At 58.7% G+C, this 21,442-nt stretch carries 33 protein-coding genes; 32 read left to right on the top strand and 1 reads right to left on the bottom strand.

What is annotated here, in order from left to right; translation table 11 throughout:
* The first annotated feature begins 25 nt into the window (after positions 1 to 25).
* From rpsL to rplQ, 32 genes are all read left to right on the top strand, one after another.
* On the top strand, positions 26 to 400 hold the full coding sequence (rpsL, locus tag H2O77_RS17020) for a 30S ribosomal protein S12 (RefSeq protein ID WP_043334880.1): 375 nt from the start codon (positions 26 to 28) through the stop codon (positions 398 to 400).
* 101 nt (positions 401 to 501) lie between these two features.
* The gene (gene rpsG / locus H2O77_RS17015; protein ID WP_043334878.1) at positions 502 to 972 is read left to right on the top strand and encodes a 30S ribosomal protein S7; all 471 of its coding nucleotides are present in this window, start codon (positions 502 to 504) and stop codon (positions 970 to 972) included.
* 18 nt (positions 973 to 990) lie between these two features.
* A complete protein-coding gene (gene fusA / locus H2O77_RS17010; RefSeq protein WP_043334876.1) occupies positions 991 to 3,108 on the top strand; it encodes an elongation factor G in 2,118 nt (705 codons plus the stop codon).
* A gap of 29 nt (positions 3,109 to 3,137) precedes the next feature.
* A complete protein-coding gene (tuf, locus tag H2O77_RS17005; protein ID WP_043334873.1) occupies positions 3,138 to 4,331 on the top strand; it encodes an elongation factor Tu in 1,194 nt (397 codons plus the stop codon).
* 147 nt (positions 4,332 to 4,478) lie between these two features.
* Positions 4,479 to 4,790, top strand: a complete 312-nt coding sequence (gene rpsJ / locus H2O77_RS17000; protein WP_024950650.1) for a 30S ribosomal protein S10 — start codon at positions 4,479 to 4,481, stop codon at positions 4,788 to 4,790.
* 146 nt (positions 4,791 to 4,936) lie between these two features.
* Positions 4,937 to 5,575: a 50S ribosomal protein L3 gene (gene rplC / locus H2O77_RS16995; protein ID WP_024950651.1), complete on the top strand. Its 639-nt coding sequence runs from the start codon at positions 4,937 to 4,939 to the stop codon at positions 5,573 to 5,575.
* Positions 5,576 to 5,588: 13 nt separating this feature from the next.
* Complete coding sequence (gene rplD / locus H2O77_RS16990) at positions 5,589 to 6,194, top strand: 50S ribosomal protein L4 (protein WP_054556901.1); 606 nt, start codon at positions 5,589 to 5,591, stop codon at positions 6,192 to 6,194.
* On the top strand, positions 6,191 to 6,487 hold the full coding sequence (rplW, locus tag H2O77_RS16985; RefSeq protein ID WP_043334865.1) for a 50S ribosomal protein L23: 297 nt from the start codon (positions 6,191 to 6,193) through the stop codon (positions 6,485 to 6,487). The genes rplD and rplW overlap by 4 nt, the downstream gene beginning before the upstream one ends.
* A 16-nt stretch (positions 6,488 to 6,503) precedes the next feature.
* Positions 6,504 to 7,331, top strand: coding sequence for a 50S ribosomal protein L2 (gene rplB / locus H2O77_RS16980; protein ID WP_215823599.1), 828 nt, complete (start codon positions 6,504 to 6,506; stop codon positions 7,329 to 7,331).
* Between the two features lie 22 nt (positions 7,332 to 7,353).
* Positions 7,354 to 7,629, top strand: coding sequence for a 30S ribosomal protein S19 (gene rpsS / locus H2O77_RS16975; RefSeq protein WP_024950655.1), 276 nt, complete (start codon positions 7,354 to 7,356; stop codon positions 7,627 to 7,629).
* Positions 7,630 to 7,648: 19 nt separating this feature from the next.
* Positions 7,649 to 7,981, top strand: coding sequence for a 50S ribosomal protein L22 (gene rplV, locus H2O77_RS16970; RefSeq protein ID WP_043334859.1), 333 nt, complete (start codon positions 7,649 to 7,651; stop codon positions 7,979 to 7,981).
* A gap of 10 nt (positions 7,982 to 7,991) precedes the next feature.
* Positions 7,992 to 8,684, top strand: coding sequence for a 30S ribosomal protein S3 (gene rpsC, locus H2O77_RS16965; RefSeq protein WP_043334856.1), 693 nt, complete (start codon positions 7,992 to 7,994; stop codon positions 8,682 to 8,684).
* 11 nt (positions 8,685 to 8,695) lie between these two features.
* Positions 8,696 to 9,109, top strand: coding sequence for a 50S ribosomal protein L16 (gene rplP, locus H2O77_RS16960; RefSeq protein WP_043334854.1), 414 nt, complete (start codon positions 8,696 to 8,698; stop codon positions 9,107 to 9,109).
* A complete protein-coding gene (rpmC, locus tag H2O77_RS16955) occupies positions 9,109 to 9,300 on the top strand; it encodes a 50S ribosomal protein L29 (protein WP_024950659.1) in 192 nt (63 codons plus the stop codon). Before rplP ends, rpmC begins: the two co-directional genes overlap by 1 nt.
* 1 nt (position 9,301) lies before the next feature.
* A complete protein-coding gene (rpsQ, locus tag H2O77_RS16950; protein WP_043334852.1) occupies positions 9,302 to 9,562 on the top strand; it encodes a 30S ribosomal protein S17 in 261 nt (86 codons plus the stop codon).
* Between the two features lie 50 nt (positions 9,563 to 9,612).
* Positions 9,613 to 9,984 carry a 50S ribosomal protein L14 gene (gene rplN / locus H2O77_RS16945; protein WP_043334850.1) on the top strand — a complete coding sequence of 124 codons (372 nt, stop codon included), beginning with the start codon at positions 9,613 to 9,615 and terminating at the stop codon, positions 9,982 to 9,984.
* Positions 9,985 to 9,999: 15 nt separating this feature from the next.
* Positions 10,000 to 10,317, top strand: coding sequence for a 50S ribosomal protein L24 (rplX, locus tag H2O77_RS16940; protein ID WP_043334846.1), 318 nt, complete (start codon positions 10,000 to 10,002; stop codon positions 10,315 to 10,317).
* Between the two features lie 17 nt (positions 10,318 to 10,334).
* Positions 10,335 to 10,874: a 50S ribosomal protein L5 gene (gene rplE, locus H2O77_RS16935; protein ID WP_043334844.1), complete on the top strand. Its 540-nt coding sequence runs from the start codon at positions 10,335 to 10,337 to the stop codon at positions 10,872 to 10,874.
* Between the two features lie 9 nt (positions 10,875 to 10,883).
* The gene (gene rpsN / locus H2O77_RS16930; RefSeq protein ID WP_043334842.1) at positions 10,884 to 11,189 is read left to right on the top strand and encodes a 30S ribosomal protein S14; all 306 of its coding nucleotides are present in this window, start codon (positions 10,884 to 10,886) and stop codon (positions 11,187 to 11,189) included.
* Positions 11,190 to 11,221: 32 nt separating this feature from the next.
* Entirely contained in the window at positions 11,222 to 11,614 is a 393-nt protein-coding gene (rpsH, locus tag H2O77_RS16925) for a 30S ribosomal protein S8 (RefSeq protein ID WP_043334840.1), read from the top strand.
* Between the two features lie 9 nt (positions 11,615 to 11,623).
* A complete protein-coding gene (gene rplF, locus H2O77_RS16920; RefSeq protein ID WP_166020051.1) occupies positions 11,624 to 12,154 on the top strand; it encodes a 50S ribosomal protein L6 in 531 nt (176 codons plus the stop codon).
* A gap of 9 nt (positions 12,155 to 12,163) precedes the next feature.
* Positions 12,164 to 12,514, top strand: a complete 351-nt coding sequence (gene rplR, locus H2O77_RS16915) for a 50S ribosomal protein L18 (protein ID WP_024950667.1) — start codon at positions 12,164 to 12,166, stop codon at positions 12,512 to 12,514.
* An 11-nt stretch (positions 12,515 to 12,525) separates the two neighbouring features.
* Complete coding sequence (gene rpsE, locus H2O77_RS16910; protein ID WP_054556902.1) at positions 12,526 to 13,026, top strand: 30S ribosomal protein S5; 501 nt, start codon at positions 12,526 to 12,528, stop codon at positions 13,024 to 13,026.
* A gap of 6 nt (positions 13,027 to 13,032) precedes the next feature.
* Positions 13,033 to 13,215 carry a 50S ribosomal protein L30 gene (rpmD, locus tag H2O77_RS16905; protein ID WP_024950669.1) on the top strand — a complete coding sequence of 61 codons (183 nt, stop codon included), beginning with the start codon at positions 13,033 to 13,035 and terminating at the stop codon, positions 13,213 to 13,215.
* Between the two features lie 3 nt (positions 13,216 to 13,218).
* Positions 13,219 to 13,653 (top strand): 50S ribosomal protein L15, encoded by a 435-nt coding sequence (rplO, locus tag H2O77_RS16900; RefSeq protein WP_043334834.1) that lies wholly within the window; start codon positions 13,219 to 13,221, stop codon positions 13,651 to 13,653.
* Positions 13,654 to 14,988 (top strand): preprotein translocase subunit SecY, encoded by a 1,335-nt coding sequence (secY, locus tag H2O77_RS16895; protein WP_043334831.1) that lies wholly within the window; start codon positions 13,654 to 13,656, stop codon positions 14,986 to 14,988.
* Positions 14,989 to 15,022: 34 nt separating this feature from the next.
* Positions 15,023 to 15,136: a 50S ribosomal protein L36 gene (rpmJ, locus tag H2O77_RS16890; RefSeq protein WP_077373351.1), complete on the top strand. Its 114-nt coding sequence runs from the start codon at positions 15,023 to 15,025 to the stop codon at positions 15,134 to 15,136.
* 131 nt (positions 15,137 to 15,267) lie between these two features.
* Positions 15,268 to 15,624: a 30S ribosomal protein S13 gene (gene rpsM / locus H2O77_RS16885; RefSeq protein WP_024950672.1), complete on the top strand. Its 357-nt coding sequence runs from the start codon at positions 15,268 to 15,270 to the stop codon at positions 15,622 to 15,624.
* Positions 15,625 to 15,654: 30 nt separating this feature from the next.
* On the top strand, positions 15,655 to 16,038 hold the full coding sequence (rpsK, locus tag H2O77_RS16880) for a 30S ribosomal protein S11 (RefSeq protein WP_043334827.1): 384 nt from the start codon (positions 15,655 to 15,657) through the stop codon (positions 16,036 to 16,038).
* Positions 16,039 to 16,050: 12 nt separating this feature from the next.
* Positions 16,051 to 16,671 (top strand): 30S ribosomal protein S4, encoded by a 621-nt coding sequence (rpsD, locus tag H2O77_RS16875; protein WP_043334824.1) that lies wholly within the window; start codon positions 16,051 to 16,053, stop codon positions 16,669 to 16,671.
* A gap of 74 nt (positions 16,672 to 16,745) precedes the next feature.
* Positions 16,746 to 17,744, top strand: a complete 999-nt coding sequence (gene rpoA, locus H2O77_RS16870; RefSeq protein ID WP_043334822.1) for a DNA-directed RNA polymerase subunit alpha — start codon at positions 16,746 to 16,748, stop codon at positions 17,742 to 17,744.
* Positions 17,745 to 17,790: 46 nt separating this feature from the next.
* Positions 17,791 to 18,177: a 50S ribosomal protein L17 gene (gene rplQ, locus H2O77_RS16865; protein WP_043334820.1), complete on the top strand. Its 387-nt coding sequence runs from the start codon at positions 17,791 to 17,793 to the stop codon at positions 18,175 to 18,177.
* Positions 18,178 to 18,359: 182 nt separating this feature from the next.
* Here rplQ and uvrA read toward each other — a convergent pair whose 3' ends face one another.
* On the bottom strand, positions 18,360 to 21,239 hold the full coding sequence (gene uvrA, locus H2O77_RS16860) for an excinuclease ABC subunit UvrA (RefSeq protein WP_215823598.1): 2,880 nt from the start codon (positions 21,237 to 21,239) through the stop codon (positions 18,360 to 18,362).
* Positions 21,240 to 21,442 lie beyond the last annotated feature (203 nt).

The following is a 21,442-nucleotide window of genomic DNA, read 5'->3' as shown; positions in this document are numbered from 1 at the left end:
CAGTACAACCCATTGGAGCAAGCAAATGGCAACCGTTAACCAGCTCGTGCGCAAGCCGCGCAAGCGTCAGGCGTCCAAGAGCGACGTCCCTGCGCTGCAGGCATGTCCGCAGAAGCGTGGCGTGTGTACCCGTGTATACACTACTACCCCGAAGAAGCCGAACTCCGCACTCCGTAAGGTTTGCCGTGTTCGCCTGACCAACGGCTTCGAAGTCACTTCATACATCGGCGGTGAAGGTCACAACCTTCAGGAACACTCTGTTGTTCTGATCCGTGGCGGTCGTGTGAAGGATTTGCCGGGTGTCCGTTACCACACCGTTCGTGGTGCACTGGATACCTCTGGCGTGCAGAACCGTAAGCAGGGCCGTTCCAAGTACGGCGCCAAGCGTCCGAAGGCGTAATTCAAAGTTTAATATCGGTCTGATAAGAGTAAGGTCGGGCGTCGCGTCCAACGCGAGGCGTCCCGGGTTTACCTGAAGGACCCTTCTACTGAGGGCTTATCATGCCTAGAAGACGTGTAGCAGCTAAGCGCGAAATCCTGCCGGATCCGAAGTTCGGAAGCGAGCGCCTGGCCAAGTTCATGAACCACCTGATGATCAGCGGCAAGAAGTCTGCAGCTGAGCGCATCGTTTACGGTGCTCTCGATCGTGTTGCCGAACGCTCCAATGACGAGCCGCTGGACCTCTTCGACAAGGCGCTGGAAGCCATCCAGCCGATGGTCGAAGTGAAGTCCCGTCGTGTTGGTGGTGCAACCTACCAGGTGCCGGTTGAAGTTCGTCCTTCCCGTCGTCAGGCACTGGCCATGCGTTGGCTGGTGGACGCTGCGCGCAAGCGCGGCGAAAAGACCATGGTGCAGCGCCTCTCTGGCGAGATCCTGGATGCCGCTGAAGGCAAGGGTTCTGCTGTGAAGAAGCGTGAAGACGTGCACCGCATGGCAGAAGCCAACAAGGCCTTCTCCCACTACCGCTTCTAAACAACGGGGATACTCACCGTGGCACGCAAGACTCCACTTAAGCGTTACCGCAACATCGGTATCTGTGCCCACGTCGACGCCGGTAAGACTACCACTACCGAGCGCGTCCTGTTCTATACCGGCCTGTCTCACAAGGTCGGCGAAGTCCACGATGGTGCTGCCACCATGGACTGGATGGAGCAGGAACAGGAACGTGGCATCACGATCACCTCTGCGGCGACCACCTGCTTCTGGCAGGGCATGAGCAAGCAGTTCGACGAGCACCGTATCAACATCATCGATACTCCGGGGCACGTTGACTTCACTGTTGAAGTCGAGCGTTCACTGCGTGTTCTCGATGGCGCGGTCGTGGTGCTGTGTGGTTCTTCCGGTGTCCAGCCGCAGACAGAGACTGTCTGGCGTCAGGCCAACCGTTACGAAGTTCCGCGCATGATCTTCGTCAACAAGATGGACCGCGCTGGCGCGGACTTCTTCATGGTCGTCGAGCAGGTGCGCAAGCGCCTGGGCGCGAACGCCGTCCCGATTCAGATCAACTGGGGTGCGGAAGACGAGTTCAAGGGCGTCATCGACCTGATCAAGATGAAGGCCATTGTCTGGGACGAAGACAATCACGGCATGAACTACGAGCTGATCGACATTCCGGCCGAGCTGCAAGACACAGCTGCCGAATGGCGTGAACACATGCTCGAGTCTGCTGCTGAAGCGTCCGAAGAGCTGATGGACAAGTACCTTGAAGAAGGCGAGCTGTCCGAGGAAGAAGTCAAGGCTGCGCTGCGTCAGCGTACCCTGGCCAACGAAATCTGCCTCGTGACCTGTGGTTCTGCCTTCAAGAACAAGGGTGTCCAGGCGGTTCTGGATGCGGTCATCGAATACATGCCGTCTCCGCTTGAAGTCAAGGCCATCGAAGGTGAGCTTGACGACAAGGACGGTACCATCGAGACCCGCGAAGCTGACGACAAGGCTCCGTTCGCGGCGCTGGCGTTCAAGATCGCGACCGATCCGTTCGTTGGTACCCTGACCTTCATCCGCGTCTACTCGGGCGTGCTGAAGTCTGGTGATGGCGTCTTCAACTCCGTCAAGAGCAAGAAGGAGCGTGTCGGTCGTATCGTCCAGATGCACTCCAACTCTCGTGAGGAGATCAAGGAAGTCTATGCTGGCGATATCGCCGCATGTATCGGTCTGAAAGACGTGACCACCGGTGACACCCTGTGTGACCCGGATCACAAGATCGTGCTTGAGCGCATGGAATTCCCTGAGCCGGTCATCTCCGTCGCTGTCGAGCCGAAGTCCAAGGCCGACCAGGAAAAGATGGGTGTTGCGCTGGGCAAGCTGGCCCAGGAAGATCCGTCCTTCCGCGTCGAGACCGACGAAGAGTCCGGTCAGACCATCATCTCCGGTATGGGTGAGCTTCACCTGGACATCCTCGTCGACCGCATGCGTCGCGAGTTCAATGTCGAGGCGAACATCGGCAAGCCGCAGGTGGCTTACCGTGAGACCATCCGTACCAAGGTCGAGCAGGAAGGCAAGTTCGTTCGTCAGTCCGGCGGTCGTGGTCAGTTCGGTCACGTCTGGCTTCGCATTGAGCCTCTCACTGCAGAGGACAAGGGCGACGACGAAGAAATGACCTTCAAGTTCGAGTCCGAGATCGTCGGTGGTGCGGTTCCGAAGGAATACGTGCCGGCCGTCGAGAAGGGCGCCGCTGAGCAGCTCAAGAATGGTGTCATCGCCGGTTATCCGATGATCGACGTCAAGGTCACGCTGTTCGATGGTTCCTACCACGACGTCGACTCCAACGAGACTGCGTTCAAGGTCGCCTCTTCCATGGCGATCAAGGCCGGTGCCCCGAAAGCGGGTGCAGTGCTGCTTGAGCCGCTCATGAAAGTCGAAGTCGTCACGCCTGAAGATTTCATGGGTGACGTCATGGGCGACCTGAACCGTCGTCGTGGCCTCGTTCAGGGCATGGATGATTCTTCCACTGGCAAGATCATCAATGCACTGGTGCCGCTGGGTGAGATGTTCGGTTATGCGACCGACCTGCGCTCACAGACCCAGGGCCGCGCAAGCTACTCCATGGAGTTTGCGAAATACGACGAAGCACCGAACAGCATCGTCGAAGCCGTCATCAATCAGAAGTAACCGATTAGCTAACGAAAGAGGTTATAGCAGTGGCTAAGGAAAAATTTGAGCGTTCGAAGCCGCACGTCAACGTCGGCACCATTGGTCACGTCGATCACGGCAAGACCACTCTGACTGCGGCTCTGACTCGCGTCTCTGCAGAAGTCTTCGGTGGTGACGCGCGTGCGTTTGACTCCATCGATAATGCCCCGGAAGAGCGTGAGCGTGGTATCACCATCTCCACCGCTCACGTGGAATATCAGTCCGAAGTGCGTCACTACGCGCACGTCGACTGCCCGGGTCACGCCGACTACGTCAAGAACATGATCACCGGTGCTGCCCAGATGGACGGCGCTATCCTGGTCTGTTCCGCTGCTGACGGCCCCATGCCGCAGACTCGCGAGCACATCCTGCTGTCCCGTCAGGTCGGCGTTCCGTTCATCGTTGTCTTCCTGAACAAGGCTGACATGGTCGATGACGAAGAACTGCTCGAGCTGGTCGAGATGGAAGTTCGTGAGCTCCTGAGCGAGTACGACTTCCCGGGCGACGACACTCCGATCATCATCGGCTCTGCCCTGATGGCTCTGGAAGGCAAGGACGACAACGGCATGGGTACTACCGCCGTTGCCAACCTGATCAAGGCCCTGGATGCGTACATCCCGGAGCCGGAGCGTGCTATCGACCAGCCGTTCCTGATGCCGATCGAAGACGTCTTCTCCATCTCTGGCCGCGGTACCGTCGTCACTGGCCGTATCGAGCGTGGTCTGGTCAAGACTGGCGAAGAGATCGAGATCATCGGCGTGCGTGACACCACCAAGACTACCGTTACCGGTGTCGAGATGTTCCGCAAGCTGCTGGACGAAGGTCGTGCTGGCGAAAACGTCGGCGCCCTGCTGCGCGGCACCAAGCGTGATGACGTCGAGCGTGGCCAGGTTCTGGCCAAGCCGGGCTCCATCAAGCCGCACACCAAGTTCGAAGCCGAAGTCTACGTCCTGTCCAAGGAAGAAGGCGGTCGTCACACTCCGTTCTTCAAAGGCTATCGTCCGCAGTTCTACTTCCGTACCACTGACATCACTGGTACCTGTGAGCTGCCGGAAGGCGTCGAGATGGTCATGCCGGGCGACAACGTCCAGATGGTCGTGTCTCTGATCGCTCCGATCGCCATGGAAGATGGTCTGCGTTTCGCTATCCGTGAAGGCGGTCGTACCGTCGGCGCTGGCGTCGTGGCCAAAATCGTCGAGTAAGGTTCTCCTTACCTGACACAGAAGGGGGCCCTGATGGGCCCCCTTTTCTCGCATGTTTGACACCTGATGTCAGTCTGCCTATAATGCGCATCCTTTGAATGCGTGGGTGACGGCCTACGCCGTCGACATCCATTGGAGTTTTGGGCAATGCAAAACCAGAAGATTCGCATCCGGTTGAAAGCATTCGACCACCGTCTGATCGACCAGTCCTCTGCAGAGATCGTTGAAACTGCAAAGCGTACCGGTGCTCAGGTTCGTGGCCCGATCCCGCTGCCGACCCGTCGCGAGCGTTACACCATCCTGGTCTCTCCGCACGTCAACAAGGACGCGCGTGACCAGTATGAGATTCGTACCCACAAGCGCGTTCTCGACATTGTCGAGCCGACAGAGAAGACTGTCGACGCGCTGATGAAGCTTGACCTGGCTGCCGGTGTGGACGTCCAGATCAAGGTTGACTGATACCTCACTAGTCACTGCGGCCCAGCGCTCTCACTGATAGAGCAGCAGCCGCCACGCCGGGATGGCGTCATACAATGTGCTAGTGGAATGCTCTGGAAAGGGCAGCCATAGCGGGTGACAGCCCCGTACACTAAAGGAGACTGAACATGTCTATCGGTTTAGTCGGTAAGAAGGCCGGGATGACCCGTGTCTTCACCGAAGCTGGCGCCTCTGTGCCGGTTACCGTGATTGAAGTTGAGCCGAACCGCATCGTGACCATCAAGTCTCTCGAGACTGACGGCTACAATGCTATTCAGGTGACAACTGGCTCTCGTAAAGCCAAGCACCTCACCAAGGCAACTGCTGGTCAGTATGCCAAGGCGGGTGTTGAGGCTGGCCGTACCCTGATGGAATTTCGCCTGAACGAAGGCGACGAAGCTCCTGCAGTGGGCGGCGAACTCACCGTATCCCTCTTTGAAGCTGGTCAAAAGATTGACGTGACCGGCACCTCCAAGGGTAAAGGTTTCCAGGGCGCAGTTAAGCGCTGGAACTTCCGCACCCAAGACGCTACCCACGGTAACTCACTGTCGCACCGCGCGCCGGGTTCCATCGGTAACTGTCAGACCCCGGGCCGCGTCTTCAAAGGTAAGAAGATGGCTGGCCAGATGGGCAACGTCCGTTCCACCGTCCAGAGCCTGGAAGTGGTCCGCGTCGACGCTGAACGCAATCTTCTGCTGGTCAAGGGTGCCGTTCCAGGTGCTCCGGGCGGCGAAGTGATCGTGCGTTCCGCTGTGAAAGCTCGCTGAGGGGAATTAACCGATGAATCTTAATCTTGCAGGTGCAGGCGGCGCAGTAGACGTCTCCGATGCCACCTTTGGTAAGGACTTCAACGAGGCTCTGGTTCACCAGGTCGTCACCGCCTATCTGGCTGGTGCACGTCAAGGTACCGTGGCTCAGAAGACCCGTTCTGACGTGTCCGGCGGTGGCAAGAAGCCGTGGCGTCAGAAAGGTACTGGTCGTGCACGTGCCGGTACCATCCGTTCCCCGCTGTGGCGTTCTGGCGGTGTGACCTTTGCAGCGCGTCCTCAGGACCACTCGCACAAGGTCAACCGCAAGATGTATCGCGCTGCCATGCGTTCCATCCTGTCCGAGCTGGTCCGTCAGGATCGCCTGGTCGCGGTCGACGCTATCAGCGTCGAAGCTCCGAAGACCAAGCTGCTGATCGCCAAGCTCCAGGAACTGGGCCTTGAGAAAGCGCTGATCGTCACTGAAGAGCAGGACGTCAACCTGTACCTGGCCGCGCGCAACATCCCGTATGTTGACGTCGTCAATGTCGCTGGCGCTGACCCGGTCAGCCTCGTCGGTTACGACAAGGTGCTGATGACTGTCGCTGCCCTGCGCAAGTTCGAGGAGAACCTGGGATGAATCAGGAACGCGTATTCAAGGTCCTGCTTGGTCCTCACATGACCGAGAAGGCCGCGGTCGCTGCCGAGAACAACCAGTACGTGTTCAAGGTTGCCAGCGACGCGACAAAGCCCGAAATCAAGAAAGCCGTCGAAGCGCTGTTTGGTAAGAAAGTCGATCGTGTTCAGGTTCTGAACATGAAAGGCAAGACCAAGCGCACCGCTCGCGGTGTTGGTCGTCGCGCTGGTTATCGCAAGGCCTATGTAACTCTGGCCGCCGGCGAGACCATCGAAGACTTCTCTGGCGCCGAGTAAGGCAGGAGTACGGAACATGGCAATTGTTAAGACAAAACCTACCTCCGCCGGTCGCCGCCACCTGGTAAAGGTCGTCAATGACGAACTTTTCAAAGGTCGCGCGTACGCTCCGCTGCTTGAAAAGCAGTCAAAGTCCGGTGGTCGTAACAATAATGGTCGCATCACTACTCGCCACATCGGCGGTGGTCATCGTCACCATTACCGTCTGGTCGATTTCAAGCGCAACAAGGATGGCATTCCGGCCATCGTTGAGCGTCTGGAGTACGATCCGAACCGTAGCGCGAACATCGCGCTGGTGAAGTACCTTGACGGCGAACGTCGCTACATCATTGCACCGAAAGGTGTCTCTGCTGGCGATCGTCTCGAGTCTGGTGTTAACGCACCGATCAAGAAAGGCAACGCTCTGCCGCTGCGCAATGTCCCGGTGGGTTCCACCGTTCACTGTGTAGAGCTGAAGCCAGGCAAGGGCGCCCAGATCGCTCGTAGTGCAGGTGCCAGTGCCCAGGTCGTGGCACGTGACGGTAACTACACCACGCTGCGTCTGCGCTCTGGCGAGATGCGTAAGGTGCTGTCCGAATGCCGTGCAACTCTCGGCGAAGTGGGCAACTCCGAGCACAGCCTCCGTCAACTGGGCAAGGCCGGTGCTAAGCGTTGGAGAGGCGTGCGCCCGACTGTTCGCGGTGTCGCGATGAACCCGGTCGATCACCCGCATGGTGGTGGTGAAGGTCGTACCTCTGGTGGCCGTCACCCGGTCAGCCCGTGGGGCGTCCCGACCAAGGGTCACAAGACTCGCAAGAACAAGCGCACCGATAAGCTTATCGTCCGTCGCCGCAAGGCCAAGTAACAGATATTGAGGGGTAACGGCTGTGCCACGTTCACTGAAGAAAGGTCCTTTTATTGACCTTCATCTGCTGAAGAAGGTTGAGACAGCAGTGGAAAAGAACGACCGCAAACCGATCAAGACCTGGTCGCGTCGTTCCATGATCCTGCCGAACATGGTCGGGCTCACCATTGCCGTCCATAACGGTCGCCAGCATGTCCCGGTTCTCGTTTCTGAGGAAATGGTCGGTCACAAGCTCGGCGAGTTTGCTGCCACCCGCACATACCGCGGGCACGCTGCAGATAAAAAAGCCAAACGGTAAGCCAGAGAGGATTTAAGAGATGGAAGTAGCTGCTAAGCTGCGCGGCGCTCGTTTATCCGCCCAGAAGGCCCGTTTGGTGGCTGACCAGGTGCGCGGTAAGCCGGTCGCCGAGGCGCTGAATCTGCTCGCTTTCTCACCGAAGAAGGCCGCGAAGATTGTTCGCAAGGTTCTGCAGTCCGCGATCGCGAATGCGGAAGAAAACAACGGCATGGACATTGACGAGCTTCGCGTCTCGACTATCTGTGTCGACGAGGGCATGACGCTCAAGCGCATCCAGCCACGTGCCAAAGGCCGTGCGGATCGTATCTTGAAGCGCACTTGTCATATCACCGTCAAGGTAGCCGAGAAGTAGGAGACGACCAATGGGTCAGAAAGTTAATCCGACAGGTTTCCGACTGGGTATTGTCAAGGATCATACCTCTGTCTGGTACGCCGAAGGCGCTACCTATGCCGACAAACTGAACAACGATCTGCAGGTGCGTGGATTCCTGGAAGAGCGTCTGAAAAGCGCTTCCGTGAGCCGCATCAGCATCGAGCGTCCGGCAAACAACGCCCGTATTACCATTCACACCGCCCGTCCGGGTATCGTGATCGGTAAGAAAGGTGAAGATGTCGACCGCCTTCGTCGTGAAGTTTCCGAGATGATGGGCGTTCCCGTCCACATCAACATCGAGGAGATTCGCAAGCCGGAACTCGATGCCAAGCTGGTTGCTGCCAATGTGGCAGGTCAGCTCGAGCGTCGTGTCATGTTCCGTCGTGCGATGAAGCGTGCTGTGCAGAACGCAATGCGTCTGGGCGCCAAGGGCATCAAGATTCAGCTCTCTGGTCGTCTCGGCGGTGCCGAAATCGCCCGTACCGAATGGTACCGCGAAGGCCGCGTTCCGCTTCACACCCTGCGTGCTGACATTGATTACTCCACCTTCGAAGCTCACACCACCTACGGCATCATTGGTGTCAAGGTCTGGATCTTCAAAGGCGAGATCCTCGGTGGCATCGAAGAGGTGCGAGCCAAGGCGAAGCAGCCCGCGTCCGCACCCAAGAAGAAAGGCAAGTAAGGGGGTAATCGATGTTACAGCCCAAGCGTATGAAATTCCGCAAGATGCAGAAAGGTCGCAACCGTGGCCTGGCGCATCGCGGAAGCAAGGTAAGCTTTGGTGAGTTTGGCCTGAAAGCCACCGGCCGTGGTCGTATCACCGCTCGTCAGATCGAAGCTGGCCGTCGTGCCATCACTCGTCACGTCAAGCGTGGCGGTAAGATCTGGATCCGTGTCTTCCCAGACAAGCCGATCTCCAACAAGCCGTTGGAAGTTCGTATGGGTAAAGGTAAGGGTTCTGTCGAGTACTGGGTCGCTCAGATCCAGCCCGGCAAGGTCCTCTACGAGATCGAAGGTGTATCCGAAGAGCTGGCCCGTGAAGCATTTAGCCTGGCCGCTATGAAGATGCCGATCTCCACCACCTTTGTTAAGCGGACGGTGATGTGATGAAAGCCCAAGAACTCCGTGAAAAGTCAGTCGAGGCGCTCCAGGAGCAGTTGTTCGAACTGCTGCGTGAGCAATTCAATCTGCGCATGCAGAAGGCAACAGGCCAGCTGAGCCAGGTTCACCTGCTCAAGCAGACTCGTCGCCAAATTGCTCAGGTTAAGACTGTGCTCAACCAGAAGTCAGGTGAGTAAAATGGCCGAAGAAACTAAAGCACGCACACTCACTGGCAAGGTGGTGAGTGACAAGATGGAAAAATCCATCGTTGTCATGGTCGAGCGCCGTGAGCGTCACCCGATCTATGGCAAGTACCTGAGACGCTCCACCAAGCTGCACGCCCATGATGAGGCGAATCAGGCTCGGATCGGTGACACCGTCTCTATCGCCGAGACTCGTCCGCTGTCCAAGAAGAAAGCCTGGACCCTGGTCGAGGTGGTTGAACAGGCCAAGGGTTGATCCCTAGGCCAGTTCCCACCAGGCAGTCAGATTAGGTTTGGAGAAAACCGATGATTCAGACTCAGACAATGCTGGATGTCGCCGACAACAGTGGCGCGCGCCGGGTGCAATGCATCAAGGTGCTGGGTGGTTCACACCGCCGTTACGCTCGTGTTGGAGACATCATCAAGGTCACCGTCAAAGAAGCTATCCCGCGTGGCAAGGTCAAGAAAGGCCAGGTCATGAAGGCAGTGGTCGTTCGTACCAAAGCCGGTGTCCGTCGTAATGACGGTTCCGTGATCCGCTTCGACGGTAATGCGGCCGTTCTGTTGAACAACACCAACGAACAGCCGATCGGTACCCGTATCTTCGGCCCGGTTACCCGTGAACTTCGCAGTGAGAAGTTCATGAAGATCATTTCCCTGGCGCCCGAAGTGCTGTAAGGAGCGGAAGCGGATATGCAAAAGATCAAACGTGACGATGAAGTCATCGTCATCGCCGGGAAGGACAAGGGCAAGCGCGGTACCATCAGCAAGGTGCTGAAAGGTGAGCGTCTGCTCGTGTCCGGTGTGAATATGATCAAGCGTCACACCAAGCCCAACCCGATGCTGGGCACCCAGGGGGGTATCGTCGAGCGCGAGGCTCCGATTCACGCGTCCAACGTGGCCATCTTCAACCAGGAGACCGGCAAGGCGGATCGTGTCGGAATCCAGGTACAGGAAGACGGTACTAAGGTACGCATCTTTAAGTCGACTCAGAAGCTGATCGACGCCTAACGCGAGTCGGGTACAACATGGCGAACTTGAAAGAACGTTATCAGAACGAAGTGGCCGCCCAGCTTAAAGAGCAGTTCGGCTACGCCAATGTGATGCAGGTTCCCCGCATCACCAAGGTGACCCTGAACATGGGTATCGGTGAAGCCACCGCTGACAAGAAGCTGATCGACAACGCGTTTGCCGATCTCCAGATGCTTTCTGGTCAGAAGCCCATCGTCACCAAGGCACGCAAGTCCATCGCTGGCTTCAAAGTCCGCGAAGGATGGCCGATCGGTGTTAAGGTGACCCTGCGCAGCGATCGTATGTGGGACTTCCTGGACCGTCTCGTGAACGTGGCTATCCCGCGCGTTCGTGACTTCCGTGGTCTGAACCCGAAGTCCTTCGATGGCCGTGGAAACTACTCCATGGGTGTGCGTGAGCAGATCATCTTCCCGGAGATCGAGTATGATAAGATCGACCGGATTCGTGGCCTGGACATCACCATCACCACTAGCGCCAACACCGATGATGAAGGTCGTGCGTTGCTGGGCGCGCTGAACTTCCCGTTCAAGAAATAAGGGTGGATCATGGCAAAGAAAAGCATGGTTGAGCGCGAGCTCAAGCGCACCAAGCTGGTCGCTAAGTACGCCGCCAAACGCGACGCACTGAAGACCATCATCAACGACGTCAACGCTTCTGAAGAAGAGCGCTTCGACGCACAGCTGAAGCTGCAGCAGCTGCCGCGTGATGCCAGCCCGGTCCGTCAGCGTAACCGCTGCCGCATCACTGGCCGTCCGCACGGCTACTACAACAAGTTCGGCCTGAGCCGCAACAAGCTGCGTGAAGCCGCTATGCGTGGTGACGTGCCTGGTCTGACCAAGTCCAGCTGGTAACACCACTGCAAGAATTCAGGAGCGCAACGTAAATGAGCATGCAAGACACTCTGGCGGATATGTTCACTCGTATCCGCAATGCGCAGATGGCCACCAAGGAGACGGTTACCATGCCGTCTTCCAAGCTCAAGGTTGAAGTGGCCCGCGTATTGAAGGAAGAGGGTTATATTTCCGAGTTTGCCGTCGCAGAAGGCGCCAAGCCGGAACTGACCGTGACCCTCAAGTACTTCGAAGGCAAGTCGGTTATCGAGAGCATCAAGCGTATTTCCAAGCCGTCCCTGCGCCAGTACAAAGGCAAGGGTGAGCTTCCGAAAGTCGCAGATGGCCTGGGTATTGCGATCGTTTCCACCTCCCGGGGCGTGATGACCGATCGTGCGGCCCGTCAAGCTGGTGTCGGCGGCGAAGTCCTCTGCACCGTATTCTAGGAGTTTGGAATGTCCCGCGTAGCCAAGTATCCGGTTAAATTGCCGAACGGCGTCGAGGCAAAGCTCGACGGCGACAAGCTGACCGTGAAGGGCAGCAAAGGCCAGCTGGAACTGACCGTCCACCAGGACGTGGTCATCTCTATGGAAGAAGGTCAAATGACCTTCGCTCCGTCCGAGACCGCCAAGAACTGGGCAATGGTTGGTACCACTCGTGCTCTGGTCAACAACATGGTGTCTGGTGTTTCCGAAGGCTTCACCAAGTCTCTGGAAATCAATGGTGTGGGTTATCGTGCCCAGGCCAAAGGCCAGACAATCAACCTGACACTGGGCTTCTCACACCCGGTCGACTATGAACTGCCGGCAAGTGTTACGGCTGAAACGCCGAAGAACACTCAGATCGTCCTCACGTCTGCTGACAAGCAGGCTTTGGGTCAGGTCGCCGCAGAGATTCGCGCATTCCGTCCGCCGGAGCCCTACAAGGGCAAAGGTATTCGGTACAGCGACGAAGTCGTCCGTCGTAAAGAAGCCAAGAAGAAGTAAGGCAGGGTTATGAACGCGAAGAAAGAATCTCGTCTCCGTCGTGCCCGCCGCGCTCGTGCGAAAATCCGCGAGCTGGGCGTGTTTCGCCTGTGCGTGAACCGCACCCCGCGTCACATCTACGCGCAGATCATCTCGCCGGATGGCGGCCAGGTCCTGGCCACCGCATCCACGCTCGACAAGAGCCTGCGCGAAGGTTCTACCGGTAACTCGGACTCCGCCGCCAAGGTGGGTGCTCTGATTGCCGAGCGCGCGAAGGAAGCGGGTATCAAGCAAGTGGCTTTCGATCGCTCCGGGTACAAGTACCACGGTCGCGTGAAGGCCCTGGCCGATGCCGCACGTGAAGGCGGCCTGGAATTCTAAAGGGTTTTACGATGGCGAATATCGAACAGAAGGGCGGTGACCTGCAAGAGAAGCTCGTGCAGATCAACCGCGTCGCCAAGGTAGTCAAGGGCGGCCGTATCTTCGGTTTCACCGCTCTGACTGTCGTTGGTGACGGCAATGGTCGTGTTGGCTTCGGCCGTGGCAAGGCGCGTGAAGTGCCGGTCGCGATCCAGAAGGCAATGGACCAAGCTCGTCGCAACATGATCAAGGTTGACCTGAAGGGCCACACCCTGCAGTACCCGGTGAAGGCTCGTCACGGCGCATCCAAGATCTACATGCAGCCAGCGTCCGAAGGTACCGGCATCATTGCCGGCGGTGCGATGCGTTCCGTGCTCGAACTGGCAGGCGTCCATGACGTCCTGGCCAAGTGCTACGGTTCCACCAATCCGGTCAACGTGGTGCGCGCGACCATCAACGGTCTCGCTGCCATGAAATCTCCGGAAGACATCGCCGCCAAGCGTGGCCTGTCTGTCGACAAGATTGCGGGGTAAGGCACCATGGCAGCTAAGATCACGGTAACCCAGATCCGCAGCACCATCGGCGTCCTCGAAAAGCACAAGGCCACTATGAAAGGTCTTGGCCTGCGCCGCATCGGTCACACTGTCGAGCTGGAAGACACCCCCGCGGTACGCGGCATGATCAACAAGGTTCACTACCTTGTCCGTGTTGAGGGAGAGTAATCCATGAAATTGAATACCCTGAGTCCGGCCCCGGGCTCCAAGCACGCTGCAAAGCGTGTCGGTCGTGGTATCGGCTCCGGTCTTGGTAAGACCGGCGGTCGTGGCCACAAGGGCCAGAAGTCCCGTTCCGGTGGCAGCGTCAAGCCGGGCTTCGAAGGCGGTCAGATGCCTATGCAGCGTCGCCTGCCGAAGTTTGGTTTCACTTCCGCGAAGTCTCTGATTTCCGAAGAAGTGCGCCTGAGCGAACTGGCACTGGTAGACGGCGAGATCGTCGACCTCGAAACGCTGAAGAAGGCCAACGTGCTTCGTGATTCCACGAAGTTCGCGAAGGTCATGCTCTCCGGCGAACTGGACAAGGCAGTCACGGTTCGCGGCATTAAGGTCACCAAGGGTGCCCGTGCTGCGATCGAAGCTGCCGGTGGCAAGGTAGAGGACTAAATGGCTAAGTCAGGAAACGTACCGGCGATGCAGGGAAGTGGGTTGAGCGAACTCTGGGCGCGTTTGCGCTTCGTGTTCATCGCCATCGTGGTGTACCGAATCGGTGCACACATCCCCGTTCCCGGTATCAATCCTGACCAGCTTGCTGCCTTGTTCAGGGAAAACCAGGGCACCATCCTGAGCATGTTCAACATGTTCTCCGGTGGTGCACTGGAGCGAATGAGTATCTTCGCGCTGGGCATCATGCCCTACATATCCGCGTCGATCATCATGCAGCTCCTGACGGTGGTCTCGCCTCAGCTTGAGCAGTTGAAAAAGGAAGGCGAGGCCGGCCGTCGCAAGATCAGCCAGTACACGCGCTACGGCACGGTAGTACTGGCCCTGGTCCAATCGATCGGCATGGCAGTCGGACTGGTCGGAAACGGTGTCGCCTATTCCGCTGACTTCAGCTTCTACTTCACCGCCGTGAGTACGTTCGTGGCTGGTGCGGTGTTCCTGATGTGGCTGGGAGAGCAGATCACCGAGAAGGGTATCGGCAACGGGATCTCACTGATCATCTTTGCTGGTATTGTCGCCGGGCTGCCGAGTGCCATCGGCCAGTCTTTCGAACTGGCGCGCAATGATGGTGCCTGGAATGTGCTTCCGCTGCTGGCGCTGACGCTGCTCGCAGTCATTACCGTTGCCTTCGTGGTGTTCATCGAACGCGGCCAACGCCGCATCACGGTGAACTATCCGCGCCGTCAGGTTGGCAACAAGATGTATGCAGGTCAGAGCAGCTACTTGCCGATGAAGGTCAACATGGCCGGGGTCATCCCGCCGATCTTCGCGTCAAGCATCCTGCTGTTCCCTGCGTCGATGGGTCAATGGTTTGGCCAGAGTGAAAGCATGCAATGGTTGCAGACGGCATCTCAGGCTCTCGGGCCGGGTCAGCCACTGTATATCTTGCTTTTCGCTGCCGCTGTAGTATTCTTCTGCTTCTTCTACACGGCGCTGGTCTTCAATCCGAAGGATGTTGCTGACAACCTCAAGAAGTCAGGAGCGTTTCTGCCGGGTATTCGCCCAGGCGAACAGACCGCCCGTTACATCGATAAGGTGATGACTCGCCTGACGCTGTTCGGCGCCCTCTACATCACCCTAGTCTCCCTGATGCCTCAATTCCTCGTTGTTGCATGGCAGGTTCCGTTCTATTTCGGCGGCACCTCTCTGCTCATCGTGGTCGTGGTGGTCATGGACTTCATGGCCCAGGTGCAGTCGCATCTGATGTCAAATCAGTATGCGTCGGTGATGAAGAAGGCCAACCTCAAAGGCTATGGCAGCGGTGGCATGATGCGCTGATTGCGCAGCCCCTGTTAGCAAACTGGAGAGAACGATGAAAGTTCGAGCTTCCGTCAAGAAAATTTGCCGTAACTGCAAGATCATTCGGCGTCGTGGCGCAGTGCGGGTCATCTGCACTGAGCCCCGCCACAAGCAGCGTCAGGGTTAATTCCCTCGACCCGCTTAGCTGAATACAAGCTCGGGTGCTGGCATACCCCCTTGTTCCCAATGGGATCAAGGGGTATGCTATTGCGCCCTTTGTGGATGTAAAATCCGCCGCTAACCTTTCGGAGAAAACTGATGGCCCGTATTGCTGGCGTCAATATCCCGGACAACAAGCACGCGGCGATCTCGCTGACTTATATCTTCGGGATTGGCCGTACGCGTGCACAGCAGATCTGCGCCGCTCTCGGTTTAGAACCGAGCGTCAAGATCGCTGATCTGTCTGTTGAACAACTGGACCTGGTTCGTGCCGAGGTGGGTAAGTACACCGTCGAAGGCGACCTGCGTCGTGAGATCACGCTGAACATTAAGCGTCTCATGGACCTCGGTTGCTATCGTGGCCTGCGCCATCGTCGTGGTCTTCCGTTGCGCGGTCAGCGCACCAAGACCAACGCACGTACACGCAAAGGTCCGCGTAAACCGATTCGCAAGTAAACGAACTGGCGTTTAGACAGGAAACATCTAATGGCTAACCCGAGTAAGCGCAAGAAGGTTAAAAAGCAGGTAGTGGATGCCATCGCGCATATCCACGCCTCTTTTAACAACACTATCGTGACGATCACAGACCGCCAGGGCAATGCTCTTTCCTGGGCAACTGCCGGTGGTTCGGGTTTTCGTGGTTCTCGCAAGAGCACCCCGTTCGCTGCGCAAGTCGCAAGTGAACGTGCAGCGACCGCTGCAGCCGAATATGGTGTGAAGAACGTCGACGTGCTGGTCAAGGGCCCGGGTCCGGGTCGTGAGTCCGCCGTGCGTGCTCTCAATGCCGCAGGCTTCCGCGTGCAAAGCATCACCGACGTGACCCCCATCCCGCATAATGGGTGCCGTCCGCCGAAGAAACGCCGCGTTTAAGGAGACAGACTCATGGCTCGTTATATTGGACCGAAGTGCAAACTGTCTCGTCGTGAAGGCACCGACCTCTTCCTGAAGAGTGGCGTGACTCCGTTCGAGAAGAAGTGCAAATCCGAACAACCCCCGGGTGTTCATGGCCAGCGCCGTCAGCGTCTTTCAGACTACGGCCTGCAGCTGCGTGAAAAGCAGAAGGTGCGTCGCATGTACGGCGTGCTGGAAAAGCAATTCCGCAACTACTACAAAGAAGCCGCTCGCCTCAAGGGTGCGACCGGTGAGGTTCTGCTCCAGCTCCTCGAGACTCGTCTCGACAACGTCGTCTACCGCATGGGCTTCGGCTCCACGCGTTCCGAGGCACGTCAGCTGGTCAGCCACAAGGCGATCGCCGTGAACGGCCGTACCGTCAACGTTGCTTCCTTCAAAGTGAAGGCTGGCGATGTGGTCACCGTTCGTGAGAAGGCCAAGAACCAGGCTCGCATCCAGCAGTCTCTGGCACTCGCTGCCAACCGCGGTGATGTCTCCTGGGTCGACGTCGACTCCAAGAAGATGGAAGGCACTTTCAAGGCTGTCCCCGAGCGTGGCGACCTGTCTGCCGATATCAACGAAAACCTGATCGTCGAGCTGTACTCCAAGTAATGTAACGCCGGGCCGATTCGTCGGCCCGGCTGGAGTACCCAGATTATCCGTTTGGCAGCCTTAAAGGTGTTCTTATGCAGCGCTCAGTGACAGAGTTTCTCCGTCCTCGCGATATCAAGGTCGAGGAAGTCAGCGCCCATCACGCGCGAATCGTCCTCGAACCCTTCGAGCGTGGTTTCGGCCACACCCTGGGGAATGCTCTGCGTCGCATCCTGCTTTCTTCCATGCCCGGCTGTGCCGTCGTGGAAGCTGAGATCGAAGGCGTTCTGCACGAGTACAGCGCCATTGAAGGGGTGCAGGAGGATGTAATCGAAATCCTGCTGAACCTCAAGGACGTGGCCATCAAGATGCATGGTCGCGACGAAGCTGTGCTGGCGCTGAACAAGAAGGGCCCGGGTATCGTGACTGCTGGCGACATCGCTGGCGACCACGATCTCGAAATCGTGAATCCGGATCACGTCATCGCTCACCTCAATGATGGTGGCGAGCTGAAGATGCAGCTCAAGATCGCTCGTGGCCGCGGCTACGAAGCGGCAGATGCTCGCATCTCTGCTGATGACGAATCACGTGCCATTGGCCGCCTCCAGCTGGATGCGACCTTTACCCCGGTTCGTCGGGTCTCCTATGCCGTCGAGGCTGCGCGTGTTGAACAGCGCACCAACCTCGACAAGCTGGTGATCGACCTGGAAACCGACGGCACACTGGATCCGGAAGAAGCGATCCGCCGCTCCGCAACTATCCTGCAGGAGCAGCTGGCCGCCTTCGTTGATCTGGAAGCAGACAAGGAACAGGAAGTCGAAGAAGAGGAAGATCAAATCGATCCGATCCTTCTCCGTCCCGTAGACGATCTTGAGCTGACTGTTCGCAGTGCGAACTGTCTCAAGGCCGAGAATATCTATTACATCGGTGATCTCATTCAGCGCACCGAAGTTGAGCTGCTGAAGACCCCGAATCTCGGCAAGAAGTCCTTGAATGAAATCAAGGACGTGCTGTCCGCGCGTGGTCTGTCCCTCGGCATGCGGTTGGAAAACTGGCCGCCCGCAAGCCTGAAGGACGACAAGGCTTCCGCTTAAGGAAGCCCGGTCGGCTCAAGCCCCAGACTGGTAAGGAATCACAACCATGCGTCATCGTAAGAGTGGTCGTCACCTGAACCGTACCAGCTCTCACCGTGAAGCCATGTTCAAGAACATGTGCATCTCTCTGGTAGAGCACGAAGTCATCAAGACTACCCTGCCGAAAGCCAAGGAACTGCGTCGTCATATCGAGCCGCTGATCACCCTGGCCAAGCAGGACACCGTTGCGAACCGCCGTTTGGCGTTCTCTCGCACGCGCTCCAAGGAAGCGGTCGGCAAGCTCTTCAATGAGCTCGGCCCGCGCTACACCTCCCGTCCGGGCGGTTACCTGCGCATCCTGAAGTGCGGCTATCGCGCCGGTGACAATGCCCCGATGGCATTCGTCGAGCTGGTCGATCGTCCGGTTGCCTCCGAGGCAGCGGGCGAAGAGTAAGCTTCGGCTTGCTTCGTCCACAAGAAAAGGCCAACCCTCACGGGTTGGCCTTTTTTTATGCCTGGCAGTTGGCCGGGTGACACGGGCGTGTCATTTGCCGGAGATTCACCTCGCCCCGGGGTGTGCTGAGAGTGTGCTGGGGCGAGGTGAATCAGAGGAGCTGAAGGGGCGTGAGCCGGCGCCTAGCTGCTGGTCTCGGCCTTCTTCTTGCTGCTCGCGGTGGCACTGATGGCTTTCTGGCGCTCCAGCAGCGGGGCCAGGAAGCGACCGGTGTGCGAGATCTCCTGCGTGGCCAGTTGCTCCGGCGTGCCTTCGGCGATGATCTGGCCGCCGCCTGAGCCGCCCTCCGGGCCGAGGTCGATCAGCCAGTCGGCGGTCTTGATCACATCCAGGTTGTGCTCGATCACGACCACGGTGTTGCCGTGATCGCGCAGGCGGTGCAACACGACCAGTAGCTGGCGAATATCCTCGAAGTGCAGACCGGTGGTCGGCTCATCGAGAATATAGAGCGTCTTGCCGGTATCGCGCTTGGCCAGCTCGCGCGCCAGCTTGACGCGCTGGGCTTCACCGCCGGACAGCGTGGTCGCACTCTGGCCGAGGCGGACGTAGGAGAGGCCGACATCCATCAGCGTCTGCAGACGGCGGGCGATGGCCGGAACCGGCGAGAAGAACTCCAGCGCCTCCTCGATGGTCATCTCCAGCACTTCGTGGATGTTCTTGCCCTTGTACTGCACTTCAAGCGTCTCGCGGTTGTAGCGCTTGCCCTTGCAGACATCGCAGGGCACGTACATGTCGGGCAGGAAGTGCATCTCGACCTTGATCAGGCCGTCGCCCTGACAGGCCTCGCAGCGGCCGCCCTTGACGTTGAAGCTGAAGCGGCCCGGCTTGTAGCCGCGGGCGCGTGCTTCCTGGGTGCCTGAGAACAGCTCGCGAATCGGCGTGAAGATGCCGGTATAGGTCGCCGGATTGGAGCGCGGCGTCCGTCCGATGGGGCTCTGGTCGATATCCACCATCTTGTCGAACAGGTCCAGCCCTTCGATGGTGCCGTAGGGCGCGGGCGTGAGGGTGGTGGCCCGATTGAGCTCACGCGCCGCCAGTGGCATCAGGGTGGCATTGATCAGCGTCGACTTGCCCGAGCCCGAGACCCCGGTGATGCACGTCAGCAGGCCTGTCGGCAGCGTCAGCGTCACATCCTGCAGGTTGTTGCCGGTGGCACCGGTCAGGCGCAGCACCTTGTCAGGGTTGGCCGGAAGGCGGTAGGGCGGCACGGCGATCTCGCGCTCGCCGCTCAGGTATTGCCCGGTCAATGAGCCAGGCGTCGCCTCGATCTGCTCCGGCGTGCCCTGGGCGACGATCTCGCCACCATGCACGCCGGCGCCCGGGCCGATATCCAGCACGTGGTCGGCGGCGCGAATCGCGTCCTCATCATGCTCGACCACGATCACGGTGTTGCCCAGGTCGCGCAGATGGATCAGCGTCTTGAGCAGACGATCATTGTCGCGCTGATGCAGGCCGATGGACGGCTCATCGAGGATGTACATCACCCCGACCAGTCCGGCACCGATCTGGCTGGCGAGACGGATACGCTGCGCCTCACCGCCGGACAGGGTGTCGGCGCTGCGCTCCAGGGTCAGATAGTCGAGGCCGACATTGACGAGAAATTCGAGGCGCGCCTGGATCTCATGCACGATCTTGGCGGCGATCTCGCCCTTGCGTCCCGGCAGACTCAGCTTGCCGAACTCTTCCCACGCTTCACCGATCGGCTGACGCACGACCTCGGAGAGCGTGCGGTCATCGACATAGACGTTGCGCGCTTCACGACGCAGGCGCGAGCCGTCGCAGCTCGGGCACGGCTGGACTGCCAGATAGCGGGCGAGGTCCTCGCGCACCATGTTGGATTCGGTCTCGCGGTAACGGCGCTCCATGTTGGGCAGTACGCCCTCGAAGGGGTGCTCGCGGGTCACCTTGCGGCCACGGTCATTCACGTAGCTGAAGGCGATGTCCTCGCGGCCACTGCCATTGAGCACGGCGTCACGCGCTTCATCGCTGAGCGACTCCCAGGCCGCTTCCAGCGCGAAGCCGTAATGCTCGGCAACGGCCTGCAGCTGGCTGAAGTAGTAGACGCTGCGACGGTCCCAGCCCTTGATGACGCCTTCGGCCAGTGACAGCTCAGGGTGGCTGATCAGCTTCTCGGGATCGAAATACTGCTTCACGCCGAGGCCGTCACAGGTCGGGCAGGCGCCCGCCGGGTTGTTGAAGGAGAACAGGCGCGGTTCCAGCTCGGCCAGCGCATAGCCACACACCGGGCAGGCGAAGCGCGAGGAGAAGACGAGGTCTTCCTGTTCGCCATCCATGAAGTGCAGGCGTGCGCTGCCGTCGGCCAGGTTCAGCGCGGTCTCGAAGGATTCGGCCAGACGCTGCTTGAGGTCTTCGCGCACCTTGAAACGATCGACGACGACGTCGATGTCATGCTTCTTGTTCTTCTCCAGCGGCTTGAGATCATCCAGCTCGACGATCACGCCGTCGATGCGGGCCCGCACGAAGCCCTGGGCGCGCAGCTCTGACAGCAGCTGGAGGTGCTCACCCTTGCGGCCACTGACCACGGGAGCCAGCAGCATCAGCTTGCTGCCTTCCGGCAGGGCGAGCGCCTGATCGACCATCTGCGAGATGGTCTGGGCTTCCAGGTCGATCGCGTGGTCCGGACAGCGCGGCGTACCGGCGCGTGCATACAGCAGGCGCAGGTAATCGTAGATCTCGGTAATGGTGCCGACGGTGGAGCGCGGGTTGTGCGAGGTCGATTTCTGTTCGATGGAAATCGCCGGTGACAGACCTTCGATATGGTCGATGTCCGGCTTTTCCATCATCGACAGGAACTGACGTGCGTAGGTGGACAGTGATTCGACGTAGCGCCGCTGTCCCTCGGCATAGAGAGTGTCAAAGGCAAGTGATGACTTGCCGGAACCGGAAAGTCCGGTCACCACGATCAGCTTGTCACGCGGCAGTTCGACATCGATGTTCTTGAGGTTGTGGGTGCGCGCACCCCTCACCTGAATCCTGTCCATTGCCACCTCGGGCTGCGTCGATAAAAGCAACGATTATAAGGCGCGGGTGAAACACCCGGCAAAGGCTGCATGCTTTCAAAGCCGCCAAGCGGGCCTTAGAATATGCAGTCCATTGGTGGGCGACCACCGTTGGACGTCACATCTCGGCGACCCACGTGGTCGGCCTCCCTCTTCTTGACTGTCATGCTCCGGAGCCCGCCGCC

This window comes from Cobetia sp. 4B (assembly GCF_018831605.1).
GTDB classification, from domain to species: Bacteria; Pseudomonadota; Gammaproteobacteria; order Pseudomonadales; family Halomonadaceae; genus Cobetia; species Cobetia amphilecti.
Note: the sequence above shows the minus strand (reverse complement) of the source record. Positions and strands in the feature narration are given on the sequence as shown.